Genomic DNA, 19,209 nt, shown 5'->3' on the forward strand with positions numbered 1-19,209 from the left:
TGCCTCTGGCATCGCCCTCACCCGCCCTACGGGCACCCTCTCCCACAGGGAGAGGGGACAGGCAGTAGATCGTCGTTGGCGAAGAACCAATGAAGATATCAGGCAATAGCTCAAGGAGTACTTCATGGAACTGATCGACAGCCATTCCCACATATACGGCAGCGAATTCGCAGAGGATTTCGAGGAGATGATGGCTCGCGCCCGTGAGGCGGGGGTCGGCACCATCATGGCGGTCGGCGCCGACATGGAGTCGAGCCGCGAGGCCGTGGCGCTCGCCGCCAGTCGGCCCAACATCTACTGCTCGGTGGGGATCCACCCGCATGACGCAGCGGGCGTGACCGAAGCAGACTACCAGGCCGTGCGTGAACTTGCCCTGGGTAACCCCAAGGTGGTCGCCATCGGCGAGGTGGGGCTCGACTTCTTCCGCGACCGATCCCCGCGCGCCGACCAGGAGGAGGTGTTCCGGCGCTTCATCCGCATGGCGCGGGAGCTTTCGCTGCCGCTCATCATCCACGACCGCGACGCCCACGACCGCATCGTCGCCATCCTGAAGGAGGAAAAGGCGCACGAGGTTGGAGGCGTCTTGCACTGCTTCTCGGGCGACCTGGCCATGGCGCAGGAGTGCATCGAGATGAACTTCATGATCTCCATCCCCGGGACCGTCACCTACCCCTCCAACGAGGCATTAAGGGACGTGGTCCGCGGCGTCAAGATCGAGAAGCTCATGGTGGAAACGGACGCACCATACCTCACCCCGGTGCCGCACCGCGGCAAGCGCAACGAACCGGCCTTCGTCCGCTACGCAGCGGAGCGGATCGCACAGGTGAAGGGGCTCTCCCCGGAGGACGTCGGACGCATTACCTCGTTCAATACCCGGCGCCTGTTCCGCATCGACCAGCCGGCACAGGAAGACACCATCGCCTACAAGATCCGCAATTCTCTCTACCTCAACATCACCAACCGCTGCTCGAACTGCTGCACCTTCTGCCCCAAATTCGAGGAGTTGTCGGTCAAGGGACACGAGCTCAAGCTCTCCCACGAGCCGAATTTTGCCGAGGTGATCGCCGCGGTGGATGCGGCATCGAATTACGACGAGGTGGTCTTCTGCGGGTTCGGCGAGCCGTTGATCAGGCTGGACCTGATCAAGGAGGTGGCGGCAGAGCTGAAGCGGCGCGGTCTGCGGGTGAGGATCAATACCGACGGGCAGGCGAACCTGGTGCACGGCAGGAACATCCTGCCCGAACTGGAGGGGCTGATAGATGCGCTCTCGGTGAGCCTCAATGCCGCCAACGCCGCCGATTACGACCGGCTCTGCAACACACCCTTCGGTGCGGCGGGTTTCCAGGGAATCTGCGACTTTCTCAGGGAGGCTCCCAAGCACGTCCCGCAGGTGACGGCGAGCGCGGTGACGGTGCCCGGACTGAACGTGGACGAGGTCAGGGAACTGGCGGAGTCGCTCGGGGTCATTTTCCGCGAGCGGGAATACTCCGAGGTCGGCTAAGGGGTCTCGGCCGGCGGGAGGGTGAAGTAGAAGGTCGCCCCCTCGCCGGGCCTCCCCTCGCCCCACACCCTGCCGCCCATGCGCTCCAGCATGCGCAGCACCATGGACAGACCCAGCCCGTGCCCCTGGAAACGGCTGCCGTCGTGCAGCTTCTGGAACGGGATGAAGAGCTTGCCGGCCTGGGCCATCTCGAACCCTTCGCCGTTGTCCCTTACGTAGCAGACCCCGTCTTTTTGTCCGAAGGCGATCCTGGTGCACCCTTTCAGGGCGCTGTACTTCCAGGCGTTCCCCAGCAGGTTTTCCATCACCCCCGACAACAGCCTCTGGTCACCGGTGACCAGCACGCCCTCCTGGATCTCCAACTCCACCTCACGGTCGGGGTCGGTGATCCTCAGGTCGGCCAGGATGCGCTGTGCCATGAGGCTTAAGTCGACCGTTTCGAGGGTGAGCTGCGCCGATTTCACCGCGGAGAAATCGAGCATCCGGTCCAGGGTCTGCTCCATCCTTTCACCGCCGCTGATGATGCTGGCCAGGTATTCCCTGGCGGGGCCGTCCAGCGTGTGTCCGTACCCATCCAGCAGCAGTTCCCCATAGCCGTAGATCACCCGCAGCGGGGTGCGCAGGTCGTGGGAGACCGAGTCGTAGAGGAATTCGAGCTCGGCATAGGCCCGGCTCAACTCCGAAGTCCGCTCCGCCACCCGCCGTTCCAGGTGCTCGGAGGCCTTCCTGAGCTGCTCCGACAACCTCCTCTCGTTGGCCAGGCGCATTGCGTTGCGGACGCTGATCCCGATCACCGGGGCGATCCCCTGGATCAGGTTGAGGTCGCTTTGCAGCAGCCCCCCCTCCCTGCTGGCGTCGTCTACCGCCAGGACCCCCAGGGCCTCCCCCTCGCACAGGATGGGGGCGCAGATGAAGGAGCGGACGCCCAGCGCGCTGATCAGGGCGAAGTTTTCCGGCACCGCCTGACCGCGGATTTCCTCGATGTCGCCCACGAGCACCGGCTGCTGGGTATGGAAACAGGTGACCAGCACCCCGCGCGGGGCCGGTGCGGACAGCGGGAACTCGATGCACCGCACCGTCTCCTCGTCCTCGGGGCTGAACCCGAAACAGCCGCGCAGAACCAGGATGTTGCGCTGCGGGTCGAGCAGGTAGACGATGCCGCGGCCGTAGCCCAGGCGCTTGTGCAGCACCTGGTTGACGCTGGAGAGGATCTCGGACAACTCGGTCCTGGTGGAGATAATCTGGCCGATCTCGTTGATGGCCAGGGCACGGTCGAAGTTTTCCTGGACCTGCGAGAGGAGCCGCTCACTGGAATTACGCATACTGGTCAGCGACGAAAGCAGCGCCTTACGCTCGATGTGGCGACTGAGCAGGGTGAACCCCAGGTAGCTGAGCAGCCCGAGGAACAGGGGCAGCCCCAATACGCTGTGGTTGTAAAGCAGGTCGGCCAGGAGTCCGCCGACCAGGAGCAGCGTGCTGATGCGCTGTGCCAGCAGCAGCCGGTAGGTGGCCGAAGGGCGCCACCTGATCAGGTAGCGGCACACCTTGCCCCCTTTGAAAATGCACTCGGTGTGCTCGATCTCGGGGAAGTCGTGGTCGAAAAGCAGGAAGGCCGCCTCGAAGAAACCAATCCGGTTCTCGCACTGGCGGGGATTCTCCTGGACGCCCTCATGGAAGGCGACGGTAAGTTCAACTTCGCGCGGACCGGTCTTGCGCGCACTGCAACGGGAGGAGCGCGTGAAGCGTGGGGCGATCCTGTTGACGAGGTAAAAGATGTACTCAGGGCCGACCATGCCCAGCAAGAAGGATCGCAACGGCCCCAGGGCGTCGGGTGAAGCGGAGTAGCGTCCGGCTTCCCGCGCGATGCCTGGTTCGCCGGTGATCTGCACCAGCTTGTCGTGAAACAGGTTCACCTGGCGCTGGCTGAACCAATGCCCCGGGTCGCTAACCTCGTGCTGTTTCATGCCGGCGTGCGCCAGCAGGGCCTGGGTATCGACGCTCGGATAGCGCTTGCGCAGGAGTTTAAGATAGGAGTCGAAGATACGACTGTTATATAGAGGGGTGTCAGGGGACGTTGGCATCTGCAACCTTTCAAGCATCAGTGGCGCAAAATTTTACCGATTACGTAAGCGATAATCAAGTCAGATTATTTCCTGCCGGACAAGTTCGGTGCGAAGAAACAGTCAATCGACACCAATTGCGAAGCACTGTTTAATCAGCAGGATCTAGCACTCGCCGTGGAGAGGCCTGCCGCTTGACAGCGTCACGATTTTTCCCCGCCAACCTGCCGGACAATACGACGCGCACAAAACACATTAAAATGTGATTCAAATTACTGACTTTATTGTGCCATACTCCGATATTAACATTGCCGCATTCCCTATCAGCAAAAGACATGAGAGTCTACAAAGAAAACAGCGGCGGCAACTCCAGACAGAGCTAAAGACCAATAATGATACGAATGTAATTTATTTAGTCTGTGAGTGACTGCTGCTCCACTCCTGCGACAAGACTCAGTATTTTTTGGCACAGAATGTGCGGTATTCTGACGAGCATGCCTCTTTCGTCACCAGAAATGGCATGCACCACTGAAGCCGGAGCCGACCTGTGAAACAGGACCTCGCGAACATGCCTTTTGGGGATTTGCTGTCGGAGTTGAAGGCCCTCCCCATGCTGGCGCGCTACAGCCTTACGCTCTATCGCAGGCGTGACGGCACCGTTGCGTCTAACGGGCGCTTCGAGTCCTGCGCCACCGTCGTCGAGGATCCCCTGTGCCGGGAGGTGTCGCGACACTTCTTCGAAGAGGACATGGAAGTGTTCTTCGAGGAAGGCACCCCCTCGGTCTGCCGCTACGGTGGCGGCTTTTTCGGCTTTCTCATCCCCTTTACCCTCTCCGGCGAGGACTTCTGCCTGGTGGGTGACGGCGTTCGCGAGGAATCGATAGATCTGTGGCAGTTGGCGTCACTGGCCCGCAACGGCGGGGATGCCTTTTCGCTGCTTCCTTACGTCGAATCGCTTTGCACTGCCAGCTACGAGGAGGTCGAAGAGGTCGCCGAGCAGGTCAGGCGCAGGATCGAGTCGTACCGCCTTCCGTCGCAGCGTCACCACGAGCGTGCCGCCGTCGCCCGCGCGCAGGAACCGGTCGGCGACGAGGCGCTGTACGCCGTGTCCCAGGCCCTGGAACGGCTGGACAAGATGGGCACCGTCACAGGCTGCATCGCCATCTGCTGCGAAACCATCGTCAGCGCCTTCCAGGCCGCGCGCATCGCGGTCGCCCTCCCCGACTCGGAACGAAAGTCCTTCTCGGTGACCGGCGTCTGGGGCCTTCCCGAGGAACTGGGCACGCTGAGCGTCGAGGCGCTGCAACTTTTCACCGCACCGGACAAGGCCAAAAAGACCGTGCTCTGGGACGGCAAACTGCGCGCAGCGCTTCCCGAGGTGCAAGCCACCGTCTGCACCACCTTCCCGCTCAGGGCCCAGGGGGAGCGGCTGGGGTTCCTGGTTATCTTCGACACCGACATCCTCCCTAACGCCGCGATGCTCATCTCCATGCTGGCCGGCGCCATGGCGGGGAAACTCTCCACGCTGGACAAGGACGCCACCCGCAGCAAGGAAAACGCCCTGTCCGAGCGTCTCATGTCCCTTACCGACACGCTGCTGCAGATCGACAGCAAGGACCTGCTCTACGAGTCCATCCTGAAGATCGCCTCCGACCTCATCGAGGCCACCCAGGGATCGATCATGCTCATCGACAAGGACGGCGTCGGCATGCAGATCGTCTTCACCCTGGGCATGACGCTCAACATCGCCCGTTGCCTGCAGCTCAAGGTCGGCAAGGGAATCGCCGGCATGGTCGCCAAGACCGGGCAGCCGCTCCTGGTCAACGACGTGGAAAAGGACAGCAGGGTCGCCATGGCCAACCGGCTCCGGTTCAAGTCCAAGTCGCTGATCTGTATCCCGCTCAAGCTCAAGGACAAGGTGATCGGGGTCTTGAACCTCTCCGACAAGAAGAACCTGCGCCCGTTCACCCACGCCGACCTGATGCTGCTCACCTCCTTCGCCAACCTCGCCTCGCTCATGATCGAGCGCACCGAGGTGCTGGAGGAGTCGGAGCGCTTCGAACAGCTCTCGGTCACCGACCCCCTCACCGGCCTTTACAACCGCCGTTTCCTGAAAAGCCGGCTCGAGGAGGAACTGAACCGGAGCGCGCGCCAGGGGCTCAACCTCACCGTCATCTTCATCGACCTCGATTTCTTCAAGAGCTACAACGACCTGTGCGGCCACCTGGCCGGCGACGAGGCGCTCAAGCTCACCGCGGACATCATCAAGGATTCCCTGCGGGACATGGACATCGTGGCTCGCTACGGGGGAGAGGAGTTCTGCGCGGTGCTGCCGGGAACCTCCAAAGCGGAGGCGATGATCGTGGCGGAGCGGATCCGTTTCGAGATCGAAAGCAAGCGTTTCCCCGGCGAGAGCGACATCCCGCTGCGCCGCCTCACCGCGAGCCTTGGCGTAGCCTCCTTCCCCGAGGACGGCAGGACCTTCAACGACCTGGTGCACGCCTCCGATATCGCCCTGTACGAAGCCAAGGCGCGCGGCCGCAACCGTATCGTGGCGGCACGGACCTCGTCCCAGCAGGGCGAATCCAAGCGGGAGGTCTCCGAGGCGCGCCCCGCGGCCACGCAGTCGAACCTTGCCAAGACCCTGGATTTTAACGCTTATCTCGAAGCATCCCTGCAGTCCAAAGGGTAACCCCCGCCGCGGCGCCGCCCCCTTGCTCCCCCCGCCTATTTCACCCGGAAAGCTCCTTCCCCGTCATATTCAAATTTTTCTAAGTCACACAGCTTTTTAATAGTGAAAAACTATCGAATTCATGGTAATAATCCCTACGCGTAATGGATGGATGCTTTGCATCCCTTTGAGAAACTTTGGCACACTCACAAAACCGCCAACGCCATAGTTTCTCCAGTCGTCCTTAAGGCGGCTAAGAGGTACCGATGAAAGACGCCAGCAAGATTTTGCAATTTGCCCGTCCTGATATAGTAATAGAGGTCTCTCCTGGCTCCGAAAAAGAGGTGGGGCTCAGCAAGCTGATCAACAAACTGAACTTCATCAATTTTCAAGAACAATCAATCCTCGTCAACTTCAAGCATTCGAAATATCCCCGCACGGTAACACTTGAAGCAACTCCCCTGCCCTGCCTGAACAACAAACTGGAATGCCGGTGGGTCTCAGTCGACTCCGTCGAGGTCAAGACCAACGGCTGCGTTTTCGACAGCATCCTGGTGGTCAGCGGCCACAGGATGATCACCGCCGCCCCCGAACTGATCAGCATGAGCGACGAGGGGGCCACCTTTCTCCTTCCCGAGAAGTGCACCGAAGTAAACTACCGCAAGTCCCGGCGCTACCCCTGCTCTGACATCTCCGCGGAGCTTTTTCAAAACGGCGCGCGCTTTGAAGGCATGCTTGTCGACTTCAGCGCCGTTTCTTTCCGGGTCCACGTCCCGGGCGACGACAGCCGCAACTTCAACTGGATCAACTGCGAGGTGCCGTTGCAGGTTGTTTTTAGTAGCGGCAGCACCACCCTGTACTCGGCCGAATGCCAAATCGCGACGCAAACGCCCGGGCAACGCAGCAGGATCTACGTGTTGGAGCCGGTGCAATCGCGCATGCAGCGCTTCAAGGCGAAAGAGATTCGCAGCGACCGGCACGAGCTTCTTCCCCTTCCCAACGCGGTCTTCAACCACCCGTTCAGCCAGAAAAGCGTGGACCTTAAAGTGCTGGACCTGTCAGGTTCCGGCTTCTCAGTCAGTGAAGATGCAGAGTTGAGCGTACTGCTGCCGGGGATGATTATCCCGGAACTGGAACTGCGGATAGGCAACGGCTTTGCCACCAAATGCACCGCTCAGGTCGTATACCGCGACGGTGTGCAGAAGGACGTGAAAGGGGCTACCGTTCGCAGCGGGCTGTGCTTCCTGGACATGGACATACGCGACCACGTGAATCTGCTGTCGTTGCTCTACCTGGCCAAGGACAAGCACTCCTACGTGAGCACCCAGGTCGACCTGGAGGACCTGTGGCAGTTCTTCTTTGAAAGCGGCTTCATCTACCCGGAAAAATACCACTTCTTCCAGACCAACAAGACGCTCCTGAAGGAGACCTACAAAAGGCTTTACACCGAGAACCCCAGCATCGCCAGGCATTACATCTACCAGGAGCACGGAACCATCCTCGGGCACCTGGCAATGCTGCGTTTTTACCAGAGTAGCTGGCTTGTGCACCATCACGCCGCCAACAAGTCCGAGTCGCTGAGCGCCGGGCTGGTCGTTTTGAACCAGCTTGCCAACTCCATAAACGACTCCTACAACCTGAAGTCAGCGTACATGGACTACATCATCTGCTACTACCGGCCAGACAACAAGTTTCCCAACCGCGTATTCGGCGGCGCAGCGAAGGCCATCGGCAGAAAGAAAGGTTGCTCCATCGATACCTTCGCCTATTTTCATTACCACCGCACCTTCTCGGATGACTGGAATTTCTCCGGCCCCTGGAGCCTTACCCAGACGACCCGGGAGGACCTTTATGAGTTGGAGGCCTTCTACGAGCAGGAATCGGGGGGCGTGATGCTCCATGCGCTGGACCTAGAGCCCGCCATGGCGAACCAGGACCAGCTCGCCAAAGAGTACGACCGCGCCGGCCTGTCGCTCAAGCGCTACCAGTACACCCTTAAGAAAAACGGTGACACCAAGGCCATCATTCTGGTGAACATATCGGACATCGGCCTCAACCTCTCCGACCTTACCAACTGCATCCATTTGATCGTTCTGGACCAAGCGCAGTTCCCGCGTGACATAGTCTACATACTGCTCTCCATCCTGACCCACAAGCACCAGCAAAACGATATTCCGGTGCTGGCGTACCCCATGAGTTACGTCGAAGCCGCCAATCTCCCCTATGAACGAAAGTACGCTCTGTGGGCCATAAGTTCCCACGAACACGCCTCTGACTTCATCAAGTACATTAACGACATGCAGACGCGGCATAAGACCAAGCGTACGCACGCAGCGGAACACTTGGAATCATCGGAATAAAAGATGAGCACTCCGCTTTACAACAGCAGCATCATCGACACGTACATCAAGCTCATCAAGAGCAAGTACAACTTTGTCAACGTCGGTGAGTTGTTGAGCTACGCCAACATGACCTACCTTGAGGTGTCCGACCAGGGGCACTGGTTTTCCCAGGAACAGGTGAACCTGTTTTACGAAAAGCTGCTGAAGGTGACCGGTAACGAGAACATTGCCCGGGAGGCCGGACGCTACGCGGCTTCCCCCGAGGCCATGGGCATCATCAGACAGTACTTCCTGGGCCTGGTCGGCCCCGCCAAAGCCTATAGCCTCATCGGCGAAGCAGCCAACACCAAGATCGTCCGCTCTTCTATCTATGCCTCCAGACAGATTGCCAGCAACAGCGTTGAAATAACCGTCACGCCGCGCCCCGGGACCCACGAGGAGCCCTTCCAGTGCCAAAACAGGATGGGGTTCTTCGAAGCGGTCGCCAGTGTCTTCAACGCGAAGCTCCCCCACATCGAGCACCCGGAGTGCATGTTCAAGGGGGACCGGGTCTGCCGGTACATCGTGTCCTGGGACAAGGCCGCATTCACCTTGCGGAACCACACCCGCAATGCCGCGGGGCTCTTCTTGCTGGCGCTCACCGGATACTTCCTGAAGGTCGACCCAGCCACTGCGCTGCGGGTCGTCGCGCCCTGGTCCATCACTGCGTTCCTCGCGCTCACCCTGATTTCACTCAGAAGCGAGAAAAAGGCCCTGATCCTCAGCCAGCAAAGCCTCGTCAACCTGACGGACAGCCTGTTCGAGCGAGTGGAGATCAACTACAACAACGCCCTCGTCACCAACGAGATCGGGCAGGCGATCAGCAGGCTGACCGAGGTGCACGACATCCTCTCCAACGTGATCCAGATCCTGGAAAAGCGTCTCGATTACAGCCGCGGCCTGATCCTGCTCAGCAACCCCGAGAAGTCGAGGCTCGTGTTCCAGGCCGGCTTCGGCTACCACGATGAACAGCTCGCCTTCCTGGGCAAGACCACCTTCCACCTGGACCGCCCCGACTCCAAGGGAGTCTTCGTGATCTCCTTCCGCGAGCAGCGCCCCTTCCTCGTGGCCGACGTGAAGGACATCGAGGGCAACCTCTCCGGGAAAAGCCAGAACTTCGCCAAGCAGCTCCTCTCCCAGACCTTCATCTGCTGCCCGATCATCTGCGAGGGGGAATCCCTGGGCATCATCGCCGTCGACAACCTGAAATCCAAGCGCCCCCTGGTGCAAAGCGACGTCTCCCTCCTCATGGGGATCGCCCCGGTGATCGGCATCAGCATACGCAACGCCAAGCTGCACGAGGCCAAGTCGAACCAGTTCAGCTCGTTTCTGAAGGTCATGGCGGCCTCGATCGACGCCAGGGACCCGCTCACCGCCGGCCACTCGGAGAAGGTGACTGAGTACTCCGAGGAGATCTGCGAGGAACTGGGACTGCCGCGGAACGAACGGGAGATGATCAGGGTGGCGGCCCTTCTGCACGACTACGGCAAGATCGGCGTGCCCGACGCCATTTTGAAGAAGAACGGCCGGCTTTCCGACCTGGAATACGAGATCGTCAAGACCCACTGCCACAAGACGCGCGACATCCTTGAACAGGTTAACTTCGAGGGGATTTACCGCGAGGTCCCCGAGATAGCCGGCGCGCACCACGAAAAGATCGATGGCACCGGCTACCCCAAGGGGCTGAAAGGAAAGAACATACCGCTGGGGGCGAAGATCATCGCCGTGGCGGATTTTTACGAGGCGGTGACCTCACAGCGTCATTACCGGGCCCCCATGCCCAGGGAAGATGCCTTCCGCCTGCTCAGGGAGGGGGCGGGATCCCATTTCGACAAGCACATCGTCGACGCCCTGATCGCCTGCCGCACCCGCGCCAACGAGGAAGACACCTCTGCGGCTCAGGAGGCCTGAGGCTTTCTGCCGCGGCAGGAAATGATCGGGGTATAGGTGAAACGGCGGGGATTGGCGAAGAAGGTGCGGAACTCGTCTAAAAACTCCTCGTAGCCCCCTTCGTACTCGTTGAAGTCGTAGCCCGACCGCTTGGCGGCCACCTCGACCTTCCTGGTCCAGTTGAATTCGTCCACCTCCTTCAACTCGCCGAAGATCTGGTGGTGCGCTTCGACCTTGACGTCGATGTCCTGGAACCCCAGGTCGTACAGGAAGGAATACAGCTTCCTCCCGACGTAGGGATCGAAATTGTCGTTTTCCTCGAGGCTCTTGATGGTGGCGGCGACGGCGCGCTCCATGCGCGGGGAATGGCCGAAGTGACTCAGGCAGTTGTGGTCGAGATCGATCAGGCAGAGGATGCCACCGGGTTTGAGCGCCGCCGCGATGTTGCGCACCAACTCGAAGCAGTTGGAGAGGTGGTATTCGAGCACGAAGCGGCACCAGGCGAAATCGAACTGTCCCAGCCCGGTAAGCGGCTGGTACAGGTCGCAGCGTTCGAAGCTCACCGTGGAGGAGCCGTAGTGCTCGCGGGCGAAGGCGAGGCGCTGTTCGGAAAGGTCGACGCCGACGGCGCGCCCCCCGGGCTGCACCAGTTCCCCAAGCATGCTGGTCGTTTTGCCGGGGCCGCAGCCGATGTCGATGACGCTCATCCCCGGCGTAAGGCCGGCCCAGCGGGCCTGTCTCTCGGTCACCGCGTTGTCGGTTTTCATGTCAAGCCGGAGGGATTCCCCGGCGTGTTCCATCAGGTACCGTCTTTCAGAGTGCATCACTGCTCCCGTTAACAGATTCGAATAATTAGACTTTTAGCACGAACCTTTGTGGCCAGTCAACCACGACAGCCATGTTACCTGCAGCCGCGACGATTCGTCAACGTCGCACTTTAATTCCAGGAGGATCTATGAACTACAGGAAGAGCCTGATCGCCGGGATGCTGGCTTCGGCGGTCGCGCTGGGAGCCGGCGCACCTTCGTCCGCACTTGCCGCCGGCTATGCCGTCTTCACTCACGGGGCCAGCGCCCTCGGCCAAGGTAACGCCGTGACCGCTCACACCAGCGATGCCAGCACCATCTTTTACAACCCGGCGCTGATGAGCAAGCTGGACGGGACCCAGGTACTGGCCGGCACCACCGCCATTTTCTCCTCGCGCGAGTACACCAGTTCCGTCGGCGGCAACGACGCCTCCGACGACTCCGTCTTCTTCCCGAGCCACCTCTACGTGACCCACAAGTTCAACGACCAGGCCAGCGCCGGTCTGGGCATCTTCAACCCCTTCGGGCTGGGTACCAGGTGGGACAGCAACTGGGACGGCCGCTACATCGCCACCAAGTCCACCCTGAAGACCTTCGATATCAACCCCGTCTTCTCTTACCGCGTGATCCCTTCCCTCACCCTGGCGGCCGGTCTCGACGTGATGCTTCTCGATGCCACGCTGGAGCGCAAGGTCTTCACCGGAGGCCCGGACGTCGGCTCCAGGTTCAAGGGTGACGGAACCGGTGTCGGCTTCAACATCGGCGCGGCCTACGACATCACCCGCGACCTGACCGTCGGCGCCTCGTATCGCAGCCAGGTGCATGTCGACATCTCCGGCGATGCCACCTTCTCGGTCCCCGCTTTCAACAGCGGCGGCAAGACCGACCTCACCCTCCCGCCGCAGTTCACCGCGGGCGTCGCCTACAAAGGGATCGACAAACTCACCATGGAAGCCGGCGTGCGCTGGGAAGGGTGGTCGAAGTTCAAGAACCTGGACATCCGGCTGGACAACGGCCAGTCCGTGTCCACCCAGAGGGACTGGAAGGATAGCTGGGGGCTCAACCTCGGCGGCAGATACCAGTTCGACCCGAGGGTCGCCCTTTCGGCCGGCTACGTCTACGGCGGCACCGCCGTGCCCGACAGCACCTTCGACCCCTCCATCCCGGACGCCAAGACCCACGTCTTCTGTGCAGGCACCGATATCGACCTGAAGCCCTTTACCGTTGCCGTCGCCTACGGCTACCAGTATTACGAGAACCGGAACAAGAACAACAACACCGGCCTGAATCCCTTCGTCCCCACCAGCACCGCCAACGGCAAGTACCAAAGCGACGCCCACCTCGTCGCCCTGTCGCTGGGGTACAAGTTCTAGCAGAAGGGACAGTCTCCGTCAGGTGCCTGTCCCTCTAGTGGGACACTCCCTTCAGCACAGCCACCGTCTACAAAAACTAAGGGGACAGGCACCTGGCGGAGCCAGTCCCCTCCTCCGCAGCAGCCGCGCATGATGCATGAAAAAAGGCCTCTCCCAGATAAGGAGAGGCCTTTTTTACGTTTCCCCTCGCCCACCGGGAGAGGGCGGCCGAAGGCCGGGTGAGGGCGTCGGCAGCTGCGCCTATGGTGCGCTGAGCTTTGCCCTCCCCTCCCCTATTTCTTGGCGAACTTCGGGTCCAGGCTGCGCGCCAGGTCGTCGTAGGCGACCAGCGCCTTGATCTGCGGGGCCGTCTTCTTCACCGTGGCGTCGAAGAGTTGCAGCTTGCCGTTGAAGACCTGGGCCTTGTTGCGCAGCGAGGTGGTGCTCTCGGCCAGGAAGCTCTTCTCGGCCTTCTCGTCGCTCTTCAGGAAGGACTTCGCCTTGGTCAGCGCCTCGTCGCCGGAACCCACGTAGTGGTTCACGCTCTCCAGGAAGGAAAGCGAGGAGGCGGAAAGCTGGCTGGTGGTGGTGAGACGGTCCTGCACCTCGGACATCCCCTTCAAAAGGTCCTGGTCGGCGAAGCGCACCAGGTCGGAGACGTCCTGGTTGTAGGTCGGCTTGTTCGGGTCCAGTGCGTCGGCCCTGGACAGGAACTGCTGCGAGGTCCCCAGGTACTTGTTGATGGAAACCGAAGCAGCGCCGAGGGAGACCGCCGAGTCGGAGACGAACTTGGTAAAGAGCGAGGCCTGCCCCGCGTAGGGAATCGGGAAGAATCTCACGAAGCGTGCGGCGACGGAGCTCGCCTGGATGTACTTGGAGTAACTGGCGACGTGGCCGGACATCCACTTCACGTAGCTTTCGAACTCGGCCATGGACTGGCGCTGGGCGCGCACGTCGGCGGTGATTTCCTTGAGTTTCTTGGAGTTACGAGCTGCGAGGTCGGTGGAGCTGATGCTGCAGCTCTCCATGGCCTTCAGCTTCTCCTGCAGAAGCGCGTTCTCCCTGGTGAGTGCCGCGATGGTGGCGGCCTGATCGGCAGGCGCCGCGGCGACAGGGGCCGGGATGGCACTCGTCGGCAGAGTAGTCGGGATGGCTTCGGAAGCCCCGGCCGGGGCGGTGATCAAGCTCGCGCCAAGCAGGGACGCGGCGATAACGATGCGAATCTGCACGGTATGCTCCTGGTAAGAAATTCGAAACAACTGCGTGGGAAGATACATCAATCGCCGCAGCCACACAAACAAAAAAGGTTCAGCGCTTAGCAGAAGGGACTGGCTCCGCTTCGGTGCCTCCCTCTAGCGGCACGCTCCACTCCGCTCACCCACCTTACCCAAGCCAGGGGGACAGGCACCTGGCGGAGCCAGTCCCCTCCTTCACGGTTCCTTCAAAGGACAGAGAAGCCCTCACGTCCCCCCCTTTTGCGAAGGGGGGACAGGGGGGATTTTGCTTTGCCCCTCTTTTGCAAGGCGCGCTTCCTCACCAAAAAAAGAGCCGCGCATCGCTGCGCGGCCCAAATAAAGGAACAACTGATGAAGCTGCTACTCTATTACTTTTCCTTGAAGCTGATGCGGTAGCTGAACCCCTTGGGATCGTACCAGTCCGGCACCTTGCCCCCCACTTCCGCGTAGGGATAGCCGAAGGTGTTGAGCGGAGCGCCCGCCTGCGGCGGGTTGAGCACCAGGTCGCGCCCGGAAGCGATCTTGAAGCGGTAGGGATCGATGCCGCCCCAGAAGTAGTCGCGGTACTCGCGGGTCTTGGCGTCTTTCAGCTCCAGCTTTTCCACCAGCATCGCCTTTCTCACGTCAGCCGGGTCAACCGGCACCCAGCCGGTCCCCGGGAGGAAGAACTCGACCCAGCAGTGCTGCCAGGTAGTGACATCCTCCTCCGCCTTCTTGCCCAGGCGCAGCCCGAACACCTCGCGCGCCGGAACGCCCGCCGCACGCGCCAGCGCGATGTACACCGAGGAGATGTCGGTGCACTTGCCGCCCGGCTTTTTCAGCAGTTCGCAGACGTCGCCCTTGCCGCACCCTACCGTGGCCGGGTCGCGGTACATGTTCTCGCAGGCCCAGTCGTAGATCGCCTTGGCCTTGTCGAGAACCGTGGTCTTCCCCTTCACGATGCTGTCGGCAAGTTTCTTCACCTCGCCGTCCACCGGCCCCATCGAGGTCGGCTTCAGGTACTCAGCGTAGTCGGCGCGGTTCCAGGCCGGCTCCTTTGCGGACAGGTCCTTGATGCGGATCTCTTCGCGCTGGACGTTGAAGCTGTAGACGAGCTTCCTGCTCTTGGCATCCTTGTCCCACTGGGCGTACAGCATGGGAGTGCCGTTGGCGCGGTCGGTGTAGACCGCCGATGCGGCAAAATCGCCGCTCACCTTGACGTCGGTCACGTTCTGATACGCGTCGGAGACCGCGTAGGGGATCCAGAGCCTGGTTTCCTTGCCCGCCTCCTGCTTGGAAAGATCGACCTCGACGGTCACCTGGCCGCTGCGGCTTTTGGCCCAGGCGGCGGGGGTGACACAGAGGGAAAGCGCCAGCATTGACAACAACAACCTTTTCATTCGTGCTCCTTTGTTTCTGGAAGTATTGGAATAACTACGGGTGTTAAAGTTTTGATTTTACGACGGGAAAACCAGCATCCTTCCATTCGGCCAGGATGGCCTGGAAGATGGAAGGATAGGCGAGCTTCATCAATTTTCTGTAGGCGGAATAGCTGCGCCCGCCGCTGTTGCAGTACACGATGATCCCCTTCTCTTTGGGAAGCACACCCGATTTGGCGGCGAAGCTCTCAGCGGGGATGTTGATCGCCCCATCGATGTGCCCCTCGGCAAACTCGAACTCGTCGCGGACGTCGACCAGCACGTAGGCGTCCTTTTTCTCTGCCAGGATCTGCTTGAGCTGCACCGGGCTAAGCTTGCGGGTATCGATCTTCTTGGCATACTCGGGGCCGGCTACGATCGGGAACCCCTTCTCTTCCCAGACCGGGAACCCGTCGGCATAGATGACCAGGTTGGTGTACCCTGCCTCCTTCGCCTTCTGGGCCACCTTCTTGCTTTTGCCGCACTTGACGCCGTTGCAGTACAAGACGATCAGCGCCCCTTTGTCCTTGGGGAGCAGCGCGATGTTCTTCTCGAACTCCTTGTCCGGGATACTGATCGCACTCACCAGGTGGGCCACCTGGTATTCGTCGTTGGTGCGGGCGTCAACCAGGGTGAAAGCCCGTTTCTCTTCCAGCATGTCCCTCAGGACTTCACTGGAGACCGTCTTGAACTCGGCATCCGCGGCGATAGCCGGCATCGCGGTGGCCAGCAACAGGAACAGCGCTAACAGGGAAAGGACCGAACTGCCGACAAAGCGGGTGATGCTTTTCATGGTGACCTCCATTCAATTGAAATGACATGACAGAATCGACATGGTACCTGCAGTCGTCAAACAGCTCTCCGCGCCGTGGAACTCTCAAGGGCGCCCACCCCTCCTGGTGCCGATCAACTCCAGGAAGGCTTCGATCCGCACCTTCAACTGCTCCGTGTCCGATTCGGAATAATCGGTCTCGATCTGCAGGAAAGGGACCTGCACCGTCTCCTGCAGGTGGCGCTTCACCGTAAACGATTCGACGTTGTAGGTGTGGCACCCTTGCCAGGTGAGATCGATCACCCCGTCCGCCTCGAACTCCCGCACCAGTTCCTCGAGCAGCTGCAACCGTCCCTTGTTGGGCGACATGCACGAACAGGGCACACGCAGGTACTTTTGCGCTATGGACCGGAGCAGATCCTTGCCCGGCTGCACCGGGTCCACCTTCTTGTAGGCGCCGCAGCTCTCGAAGCAGACCACGCTTCCCCCCAACTCCTCGACCAGGCGCACGACCTTATCGGAGCCGATCCCGACCGGTACCCCGGTCAACAGGATGCGCGGCGTCTTCAAGGTGAAGGGAGAGATGCCCTGCTCGCTCAGCTCGGTCAGTTCTGCGGTCAGCCGGTCGATAAGGTCGATCGCCTCGCGCTTGTCCACGGTGAAGCCGCGGTTGTGCAGCACGGTAAGCAGGTCCATGCCCGAGATCGGCGCCGGCTTTCTTTTCTGAAGATCCTGCAGGGCTTTGAGAGAACGGCGCTCCTCGTTGAGCAGCAGTATTGCCGCAGCCAGCTTCTCCGGGGTGATCTTGACGTCGAAGGCCTCTTCCAGGCGCCCTATCAGCCGCTTCAGCTCCAGGACCCAGTACTCCAGCGCCGCCTCGTCCTGCACCTGGGGCAGTTGCATCAGGTGCAGCGGTTTCATCTCCCCCAAAAGCTCGTACATCTTCTTCTTGCCGTCGCAGGTGGTCTCGGCGAGTAGCAGGTCGGAGAAGTGGAAGAAGGGACAGGTGTCGGTAAGCGCAAAACCGTAGCTGGACTTGATCAGCGGGCAAAGCGAGCGCGGCAGCACCTTCTCGGCAGCGGGGATGGGCGTCGGGCTGGTGCCGCATAGCGATACCGGGATAGCACCGGCGGCGACGATCAGTTCCACCGGAGAGAATAGGCAGTAAGTGCCGACCACCTTGCGGCCCCGGTCCTTGGCGACCTTGAGCGTGATAGCGTTTTTTTCCCTCAGGCCCGCGATCTCGTCGAAAGCTGCACAGATTTCGCTCATGCCTCGTACCCCAGGATGGCGGCACCCAGGGCACCGACCATCTGCGGCGCCTGCGGGACGCACATGTCCACGCCCAGGCTGGTACCGATAGCGCGACAGAGTTCACGGTTCAACGCGACACCGCCGCTGAAGGTGACCCGGTGCGAAAGGGATACCTTTCCTGCCAGCCCCTGGATGCGGCCGGCGATGGAGTGGAAGATGCCGGCTGCGATGCTCCCCTTGTCGGTGCCGCGCGCCAGCAGGCCGATCACCTCGGACTCCGCGAACACGGCGCACATGCTGGAGATGGGTACCGGCGTTGCCCCGACGGCCAGCTGGCCCAACTGCTCCAGGGATACGTCGAGCACGCCGGCCATGACCTGCAGAAAACGGCCGGTGCCGGCGGCGCACTTGTCGTTCATGGCGAACTCGGCCACGCGCCCCTGCGCATCCACGCTGATCACCTTGCTGTCCTGGCCGCCGATGTCGATCACGCTGCGCGTTTCCGGGTACAGGAAATGGGCCCCGCGGGCGTGGCAGGTGATCTCGGTGACCTTGCGGTCGAATATGGGGAGGGAAACCCGGCCATAGCCGGTCCCGACGATGCTTTGCACCTCATCTGCCTCGATGCCTGCGCACTCAAGCGCCTGACGATAGGCCTCGAGCCCTGCCGCCTTGGGATCCCAGCCCGTGGGGACGACCACGCTGGCGCGGATCTCGCCATCGAAGATGACCGCCTTTGTCCCTGTCGAGCCTATATCGATACCTGCTGCTACCATCTTTGTCACTCACTGAAAAGGGATGCCGAAAGGAGGAGGGGATGAAGGAAAACCACTGACATGAATAACTAATTGACCCGCGGGAGTCAAATTGATAAATTCGATGAAATTAATAACACCGATCGCATTCTCTAATAGGAGGGTATGGTGAATCTGAAACAGCTGGAAGTTTTCATCAACGTTGCCGAAACTGGCAGCTTCTCGAAGGGCGCAGAAGTCTCCTACATCACTCAATCCACCGTAAGTCAGCACATCTCTGCTCTTGAGAGCGAATTCGGCATGAAACTGCTGGATCGGACCGGCAAGGGAGCACTTCCTACCGAGGGAGGCAAGATTCTCCTGGAGCGCGCCCGCAAACTGCTGGAGTACGCCAGGGAGATACCGGTTGCGCTGGCCCGTTTCAAGGGGATCGAGGAAGCAGAGTTGAACGTCGCGGGGAGCAGCATTCCGGGGGAATACATGATCCCGGCTGCTCTCCCCCTGCTGATCGACCGGTTCCCCGGTGTGACCATAGTGCTCAGGCAGGGCGACAGCCGTGACGTGCTGGGGAAGTTACTATCCGAAGAGGTGGAACTGGGCGTGGTGGGCGGCCGTTTCGAGGAGGAGACCCTCGAATTCGTACCCTTTGCCGAGGACGAACTGGTGCTGATTGCCCGCGCCGGGCATCGTTGGGGTCAGGTGAAGGCGATCAGCAAGGAGGAACTGCTCGGTGACCCCGTGGTGCTGCGCGAAACGGGCTCCGGGACCGGCAAAGCTGCCGCCCAGGCCTTGCGTGAAGCGGGCATCGATCCGGCGCGGCTGCGGGTGGCTGCGCACCTGGGGAGCAACGAGGCGGTGAAGCGTGCGGTGATCTCGGGGATCGGCGTTTCCTTCGTCTCCGCCATTTCGGTGTGGCACGAATTGGAACAGGGCACGCTGATCCAGGTGCCGGTGGATGGCGTGTCCATCAAGCGCCAGTTTTACCTTGCCAGTCGCAAAGGGCGTGAAATGTCCCCGGCGGCACAAGCCTTCAGGAACATCATGCTGGAGATGTTCAGGCCGGTGGAGCAGTGAACCTGTAGGTGGTTCCTGGTTCCCAAGCTCCAGCTTGGGAACCCCATATGGTGCAAAGCTC

13 protein-coding genes are annotated in these 19,209 nt (G+C 60.9%); 6 read left to right on the top strand and 7 right to left on the bottom strand.

Features of this window, described 5'->3' with window-relative positions:
- The first annotated feature begins 124 nt into the window (after positions 1–124).
- Complete coding sequence (locus tag JFN91_RS08955; RefSeq protein WP_199388852.1) at positions 125–1,501, top strand: TatD family hydrolase; 1,377 nt, start codon at positions 125–127, stop codon at positions 1,499–1,501.
- Here JFN91_RS08955 and JFN91_RS08960 read toward each other — a convergent pair.
- Positions 1,498–3,582 (bottom strand): sensor histidine kinase, encoded by a 2,085-nt coding sequence (locus JFN91_RS08960; protein ID WP_199388853.1) that lies wholly within the window; start codon positions 3,580–3,582, stop codon positions 1,498–1,500. The genes JFN91_RS08955 and JFN91_RS08960 overlap by 4 nt on opposite strands.
- Positions 3,583–4,108: 526 nt before the next feature.
- On the opposite strand from JFN91_RS08960, the gene JFN91_RS08965 reads away from it, so the two are divergent.
- From JFN91_RS08965 to JFN91_RS08975, 3 genes are all read left to right on the top strand, one after another.
- Positions 4,109–6,253: a sensor domain-containing diguanylate cyclase gene (locus JFN91_RS08965; RefSeq protein WP_328746492.1), complete on the top strand. Its 2,145-nt coding sequence runs from the start codon at positions 4,109–4,111 to the stop codon at positions 6,251–6,253.
- Positions 6,254–6,498: 245 nt separating this feature from the next.
- The gene (locus JFN91_RS08970; protein WP_199388854.1) at positions 6,499–8,592 is read left to right on the top strand and encodes a PilZ domain-containing protein; all 2,094 of its coding nucleotides are present in this window, start codon (positions 6,499–6,501) and stop codon (positions 8,590–8,592) included.
- Positions 8,593–8,595: 3 nt separating this feature from the next.
- Positions 8,596–10,524 carry an HD domain-containing phosphohydrolase gene (locus JFN91_RS08975; RefSeq protein WP_199388855.1) on the top strand — a complete coding sequence of 643 codons (1,929 nt, stop codon included), beginning with the start codon at positions 8,596–8,598 and terminating at the stop codon, positions 10,522–10,524.
- Here JFN91_RS08975 and JFN91_RS08980 read toward each other — a convergent pair.
- Positions 10,512–11,327 (bottom strand): methyltransferase domain-containing protein, encoded by an 816-nt coding sequence (locus JFN91_RS08980; protein ID WP_199388856.1) that lies wholly within the window; start codon positions 11,325–11,327, stop codon positions 10,512–10,514. The genes JFN91_RS08975 and JFN91_RS08980 overlap by 13 nt on opposite strands.
- Before the next feature lie 131 nt (positions 11,328–11,458).
- Between JFN91_RS08980 and JFN91_RS08985 the strand changes: the two genes are divergently transcribed.
- On the top strand, positions 11,459–12,682 hold the full coding sequence (locus JFN91_RS08985; RefSeq protein WP_199388857.1) for an OmpP1/FadL family transporter: 1,224 nt from the start codon (positions 11,459–11,461) through the stop codon (positions 12,680–12,682).
- Between the two features lie 272 nt (positions 12,683–12,954).
- On the opposite strand, the gene JFN91_RS08990 is transcribed toward JFN91_RS08985, so the two are convergent.
- From JFN91_RS08990 to JFN91_RS09010, 5 genes are all read right to left on the bottom strand, one after another.
- Positions 12,955–13,890, bottom strand: coding sequence for a hypothetical protein (locus tag JFN91_RS08990; RefSeq protein ID WP_199388858.1), 936 nt, complete (start codon positions 13,888–13,890; stop codon positions 12,955–12,957).
- A gap of 374 nt (positions 13,891–14,264) precedes the next feature.
- Positions 14,265–15,275, bottom strand: a complete 1,011-nt coding sequence (locus JFN91_RS08995) for a transglutaminase-like domain-containing protein (RefSeq protein ID WP_199388859.1) — start codon at positions 15,273–15,275, stop codon at positions 14,265–14,267.
- Positions 15,276–15,318: 43 nt separating this feature from the next.
- Positions 15,319–16,086: a rhodanese-like domain-containing protein gene (locus tag JFN91_RS09000; RefSeq protein ID WP_199388860.1), complete on the bottom strand. Its 768-nt coding sequence runs from the start codon at positions 16,084–16,086 to the stop codon at positions 15,319–15,321.
- An 84-nt stretch (positions 16,087–16,170) separates the two neighbouring features.
- Complete coding sequence (locus tag JFN91_RS09005) at positions 16,171–17,337, bottom strand: double-cubane-cluster-containing anaerobic reductase (protein WP_199388861.1); 1,167 nt, start codon at positions 17,335–17,337, stop codon at positions 16,171–16,173.
- The gene (locus JFN91_RS09010) at positions 17,334–18,095 is read right to left on the bottom strand and encodes an acyl-CoA dehydratase activase (RefSeq protein ID WP_199388862.1); all 762 of its coding nucleotides are present in this window, start codon (positions 18,093–18,095) and stop codon (positions 17,334–17,336) included. The genes JFN91_RS09005 and JFN91_RS09010 overlap by 4 nt, the downstream gene beginning before the upstream one ends.
- Positions 18,096–18,242: 147 nt before the next feature.
- Between JFN91_RS09010 and JFN91_RS09015 the strand changes: the two genes are divergently transcribed.
- On the top strand, positions 18,243–19,148 hold the full coding sequence (locus JFN91_RS09015; RefSeq protein ID WP_199388863.1) for a selenium metabolism-associated LysR family transcriptional regulator: 906 nt from the start codon (positions 18,243–18,245) through the stop codon (positions 19,146–19,148).
- Positions 19,149–19,209 lie beyond the last annotated feature (61 nt).

Origin of the sequence: Geomonas anaerohicana, assembly GCF_016458305.1 — a bacterium.
Taxonomy (GTDB): Bacteria; Desulfobacterota; Desulfuromonadia; order Geobacterales; family Geobacteraceae; genus Geomonas; species Geomonas anaerohicana.

Coding starts and splice junctions, on each gene's coding strand:
- JFN91_RS08955 (WP_199388852.1), top strand. CDS start 125: ATGGAACTGATCGACAGCCATTCCCACATATACGGCAGCGAATTCGCA.
- JFN91_RS08960 (WP_199388853.1), bottom strand. CDS start 3,582: ATGCCAACGTCCCCTGACACCCCTCTATATAACAGTCGTATCTTCGAC.
- JFN91_RS08970 (WP_199388854.1), top strand. CDS start 6,499: ATGAAAGACGCCAGCAAGATTTTGCAATTTGCCCGTCCTGATATAGTA.
- JFN91_RS08975 (WP_199388855.1), top strand. CDS start 8,596: ATGAGCACTCCGCTTTACAACAGCAGCATCATCGACACGTACATCAAG.
- JFN91_RS08980 (WP_199388856.1), bottom strand. CDS start 11,327: ATGCACTCTGAAAGACGGTACCTGATGGAACACGCCGGGGAATCCCTC.
- JFN91_RS08985 (WP_199388857.1), top strand. CDS start 11,459: ATGAACTACAGGAAGAGCCTGATCGCCGGGATGCTGGCTTCGGCGGTC.
- JFN91_RS08995 (WP_199388859.1), bottom strand. CDS start 15,275: ATGAAAAGGTTGTTGTTGTCAATGCTGGCGCTTTCCCTCTGTGTCACC.
- JFN91_RS09000 (WP_199388860.1), bottom strand. CDS start 16,086: ATGAAAAGCATCACCCGCTTTGTCGGCAGTTCGGTCCTTTCCCTGTTA.
- JFN91_RS09005 (WP_199388861.1), bottom strand. CDS start 17,337: ATGAGCGAAATCTGTGCAGCTTTCGACGAGATCGCGGGCCTGAGGGAA.
- JFN91_RS09010 (WP_199388862.1), bottom strand. CDS start 18,095: ATGGTAGCAGCAGGTATCGATATAGGCTCGACAGGGACAAAGGCGGTC.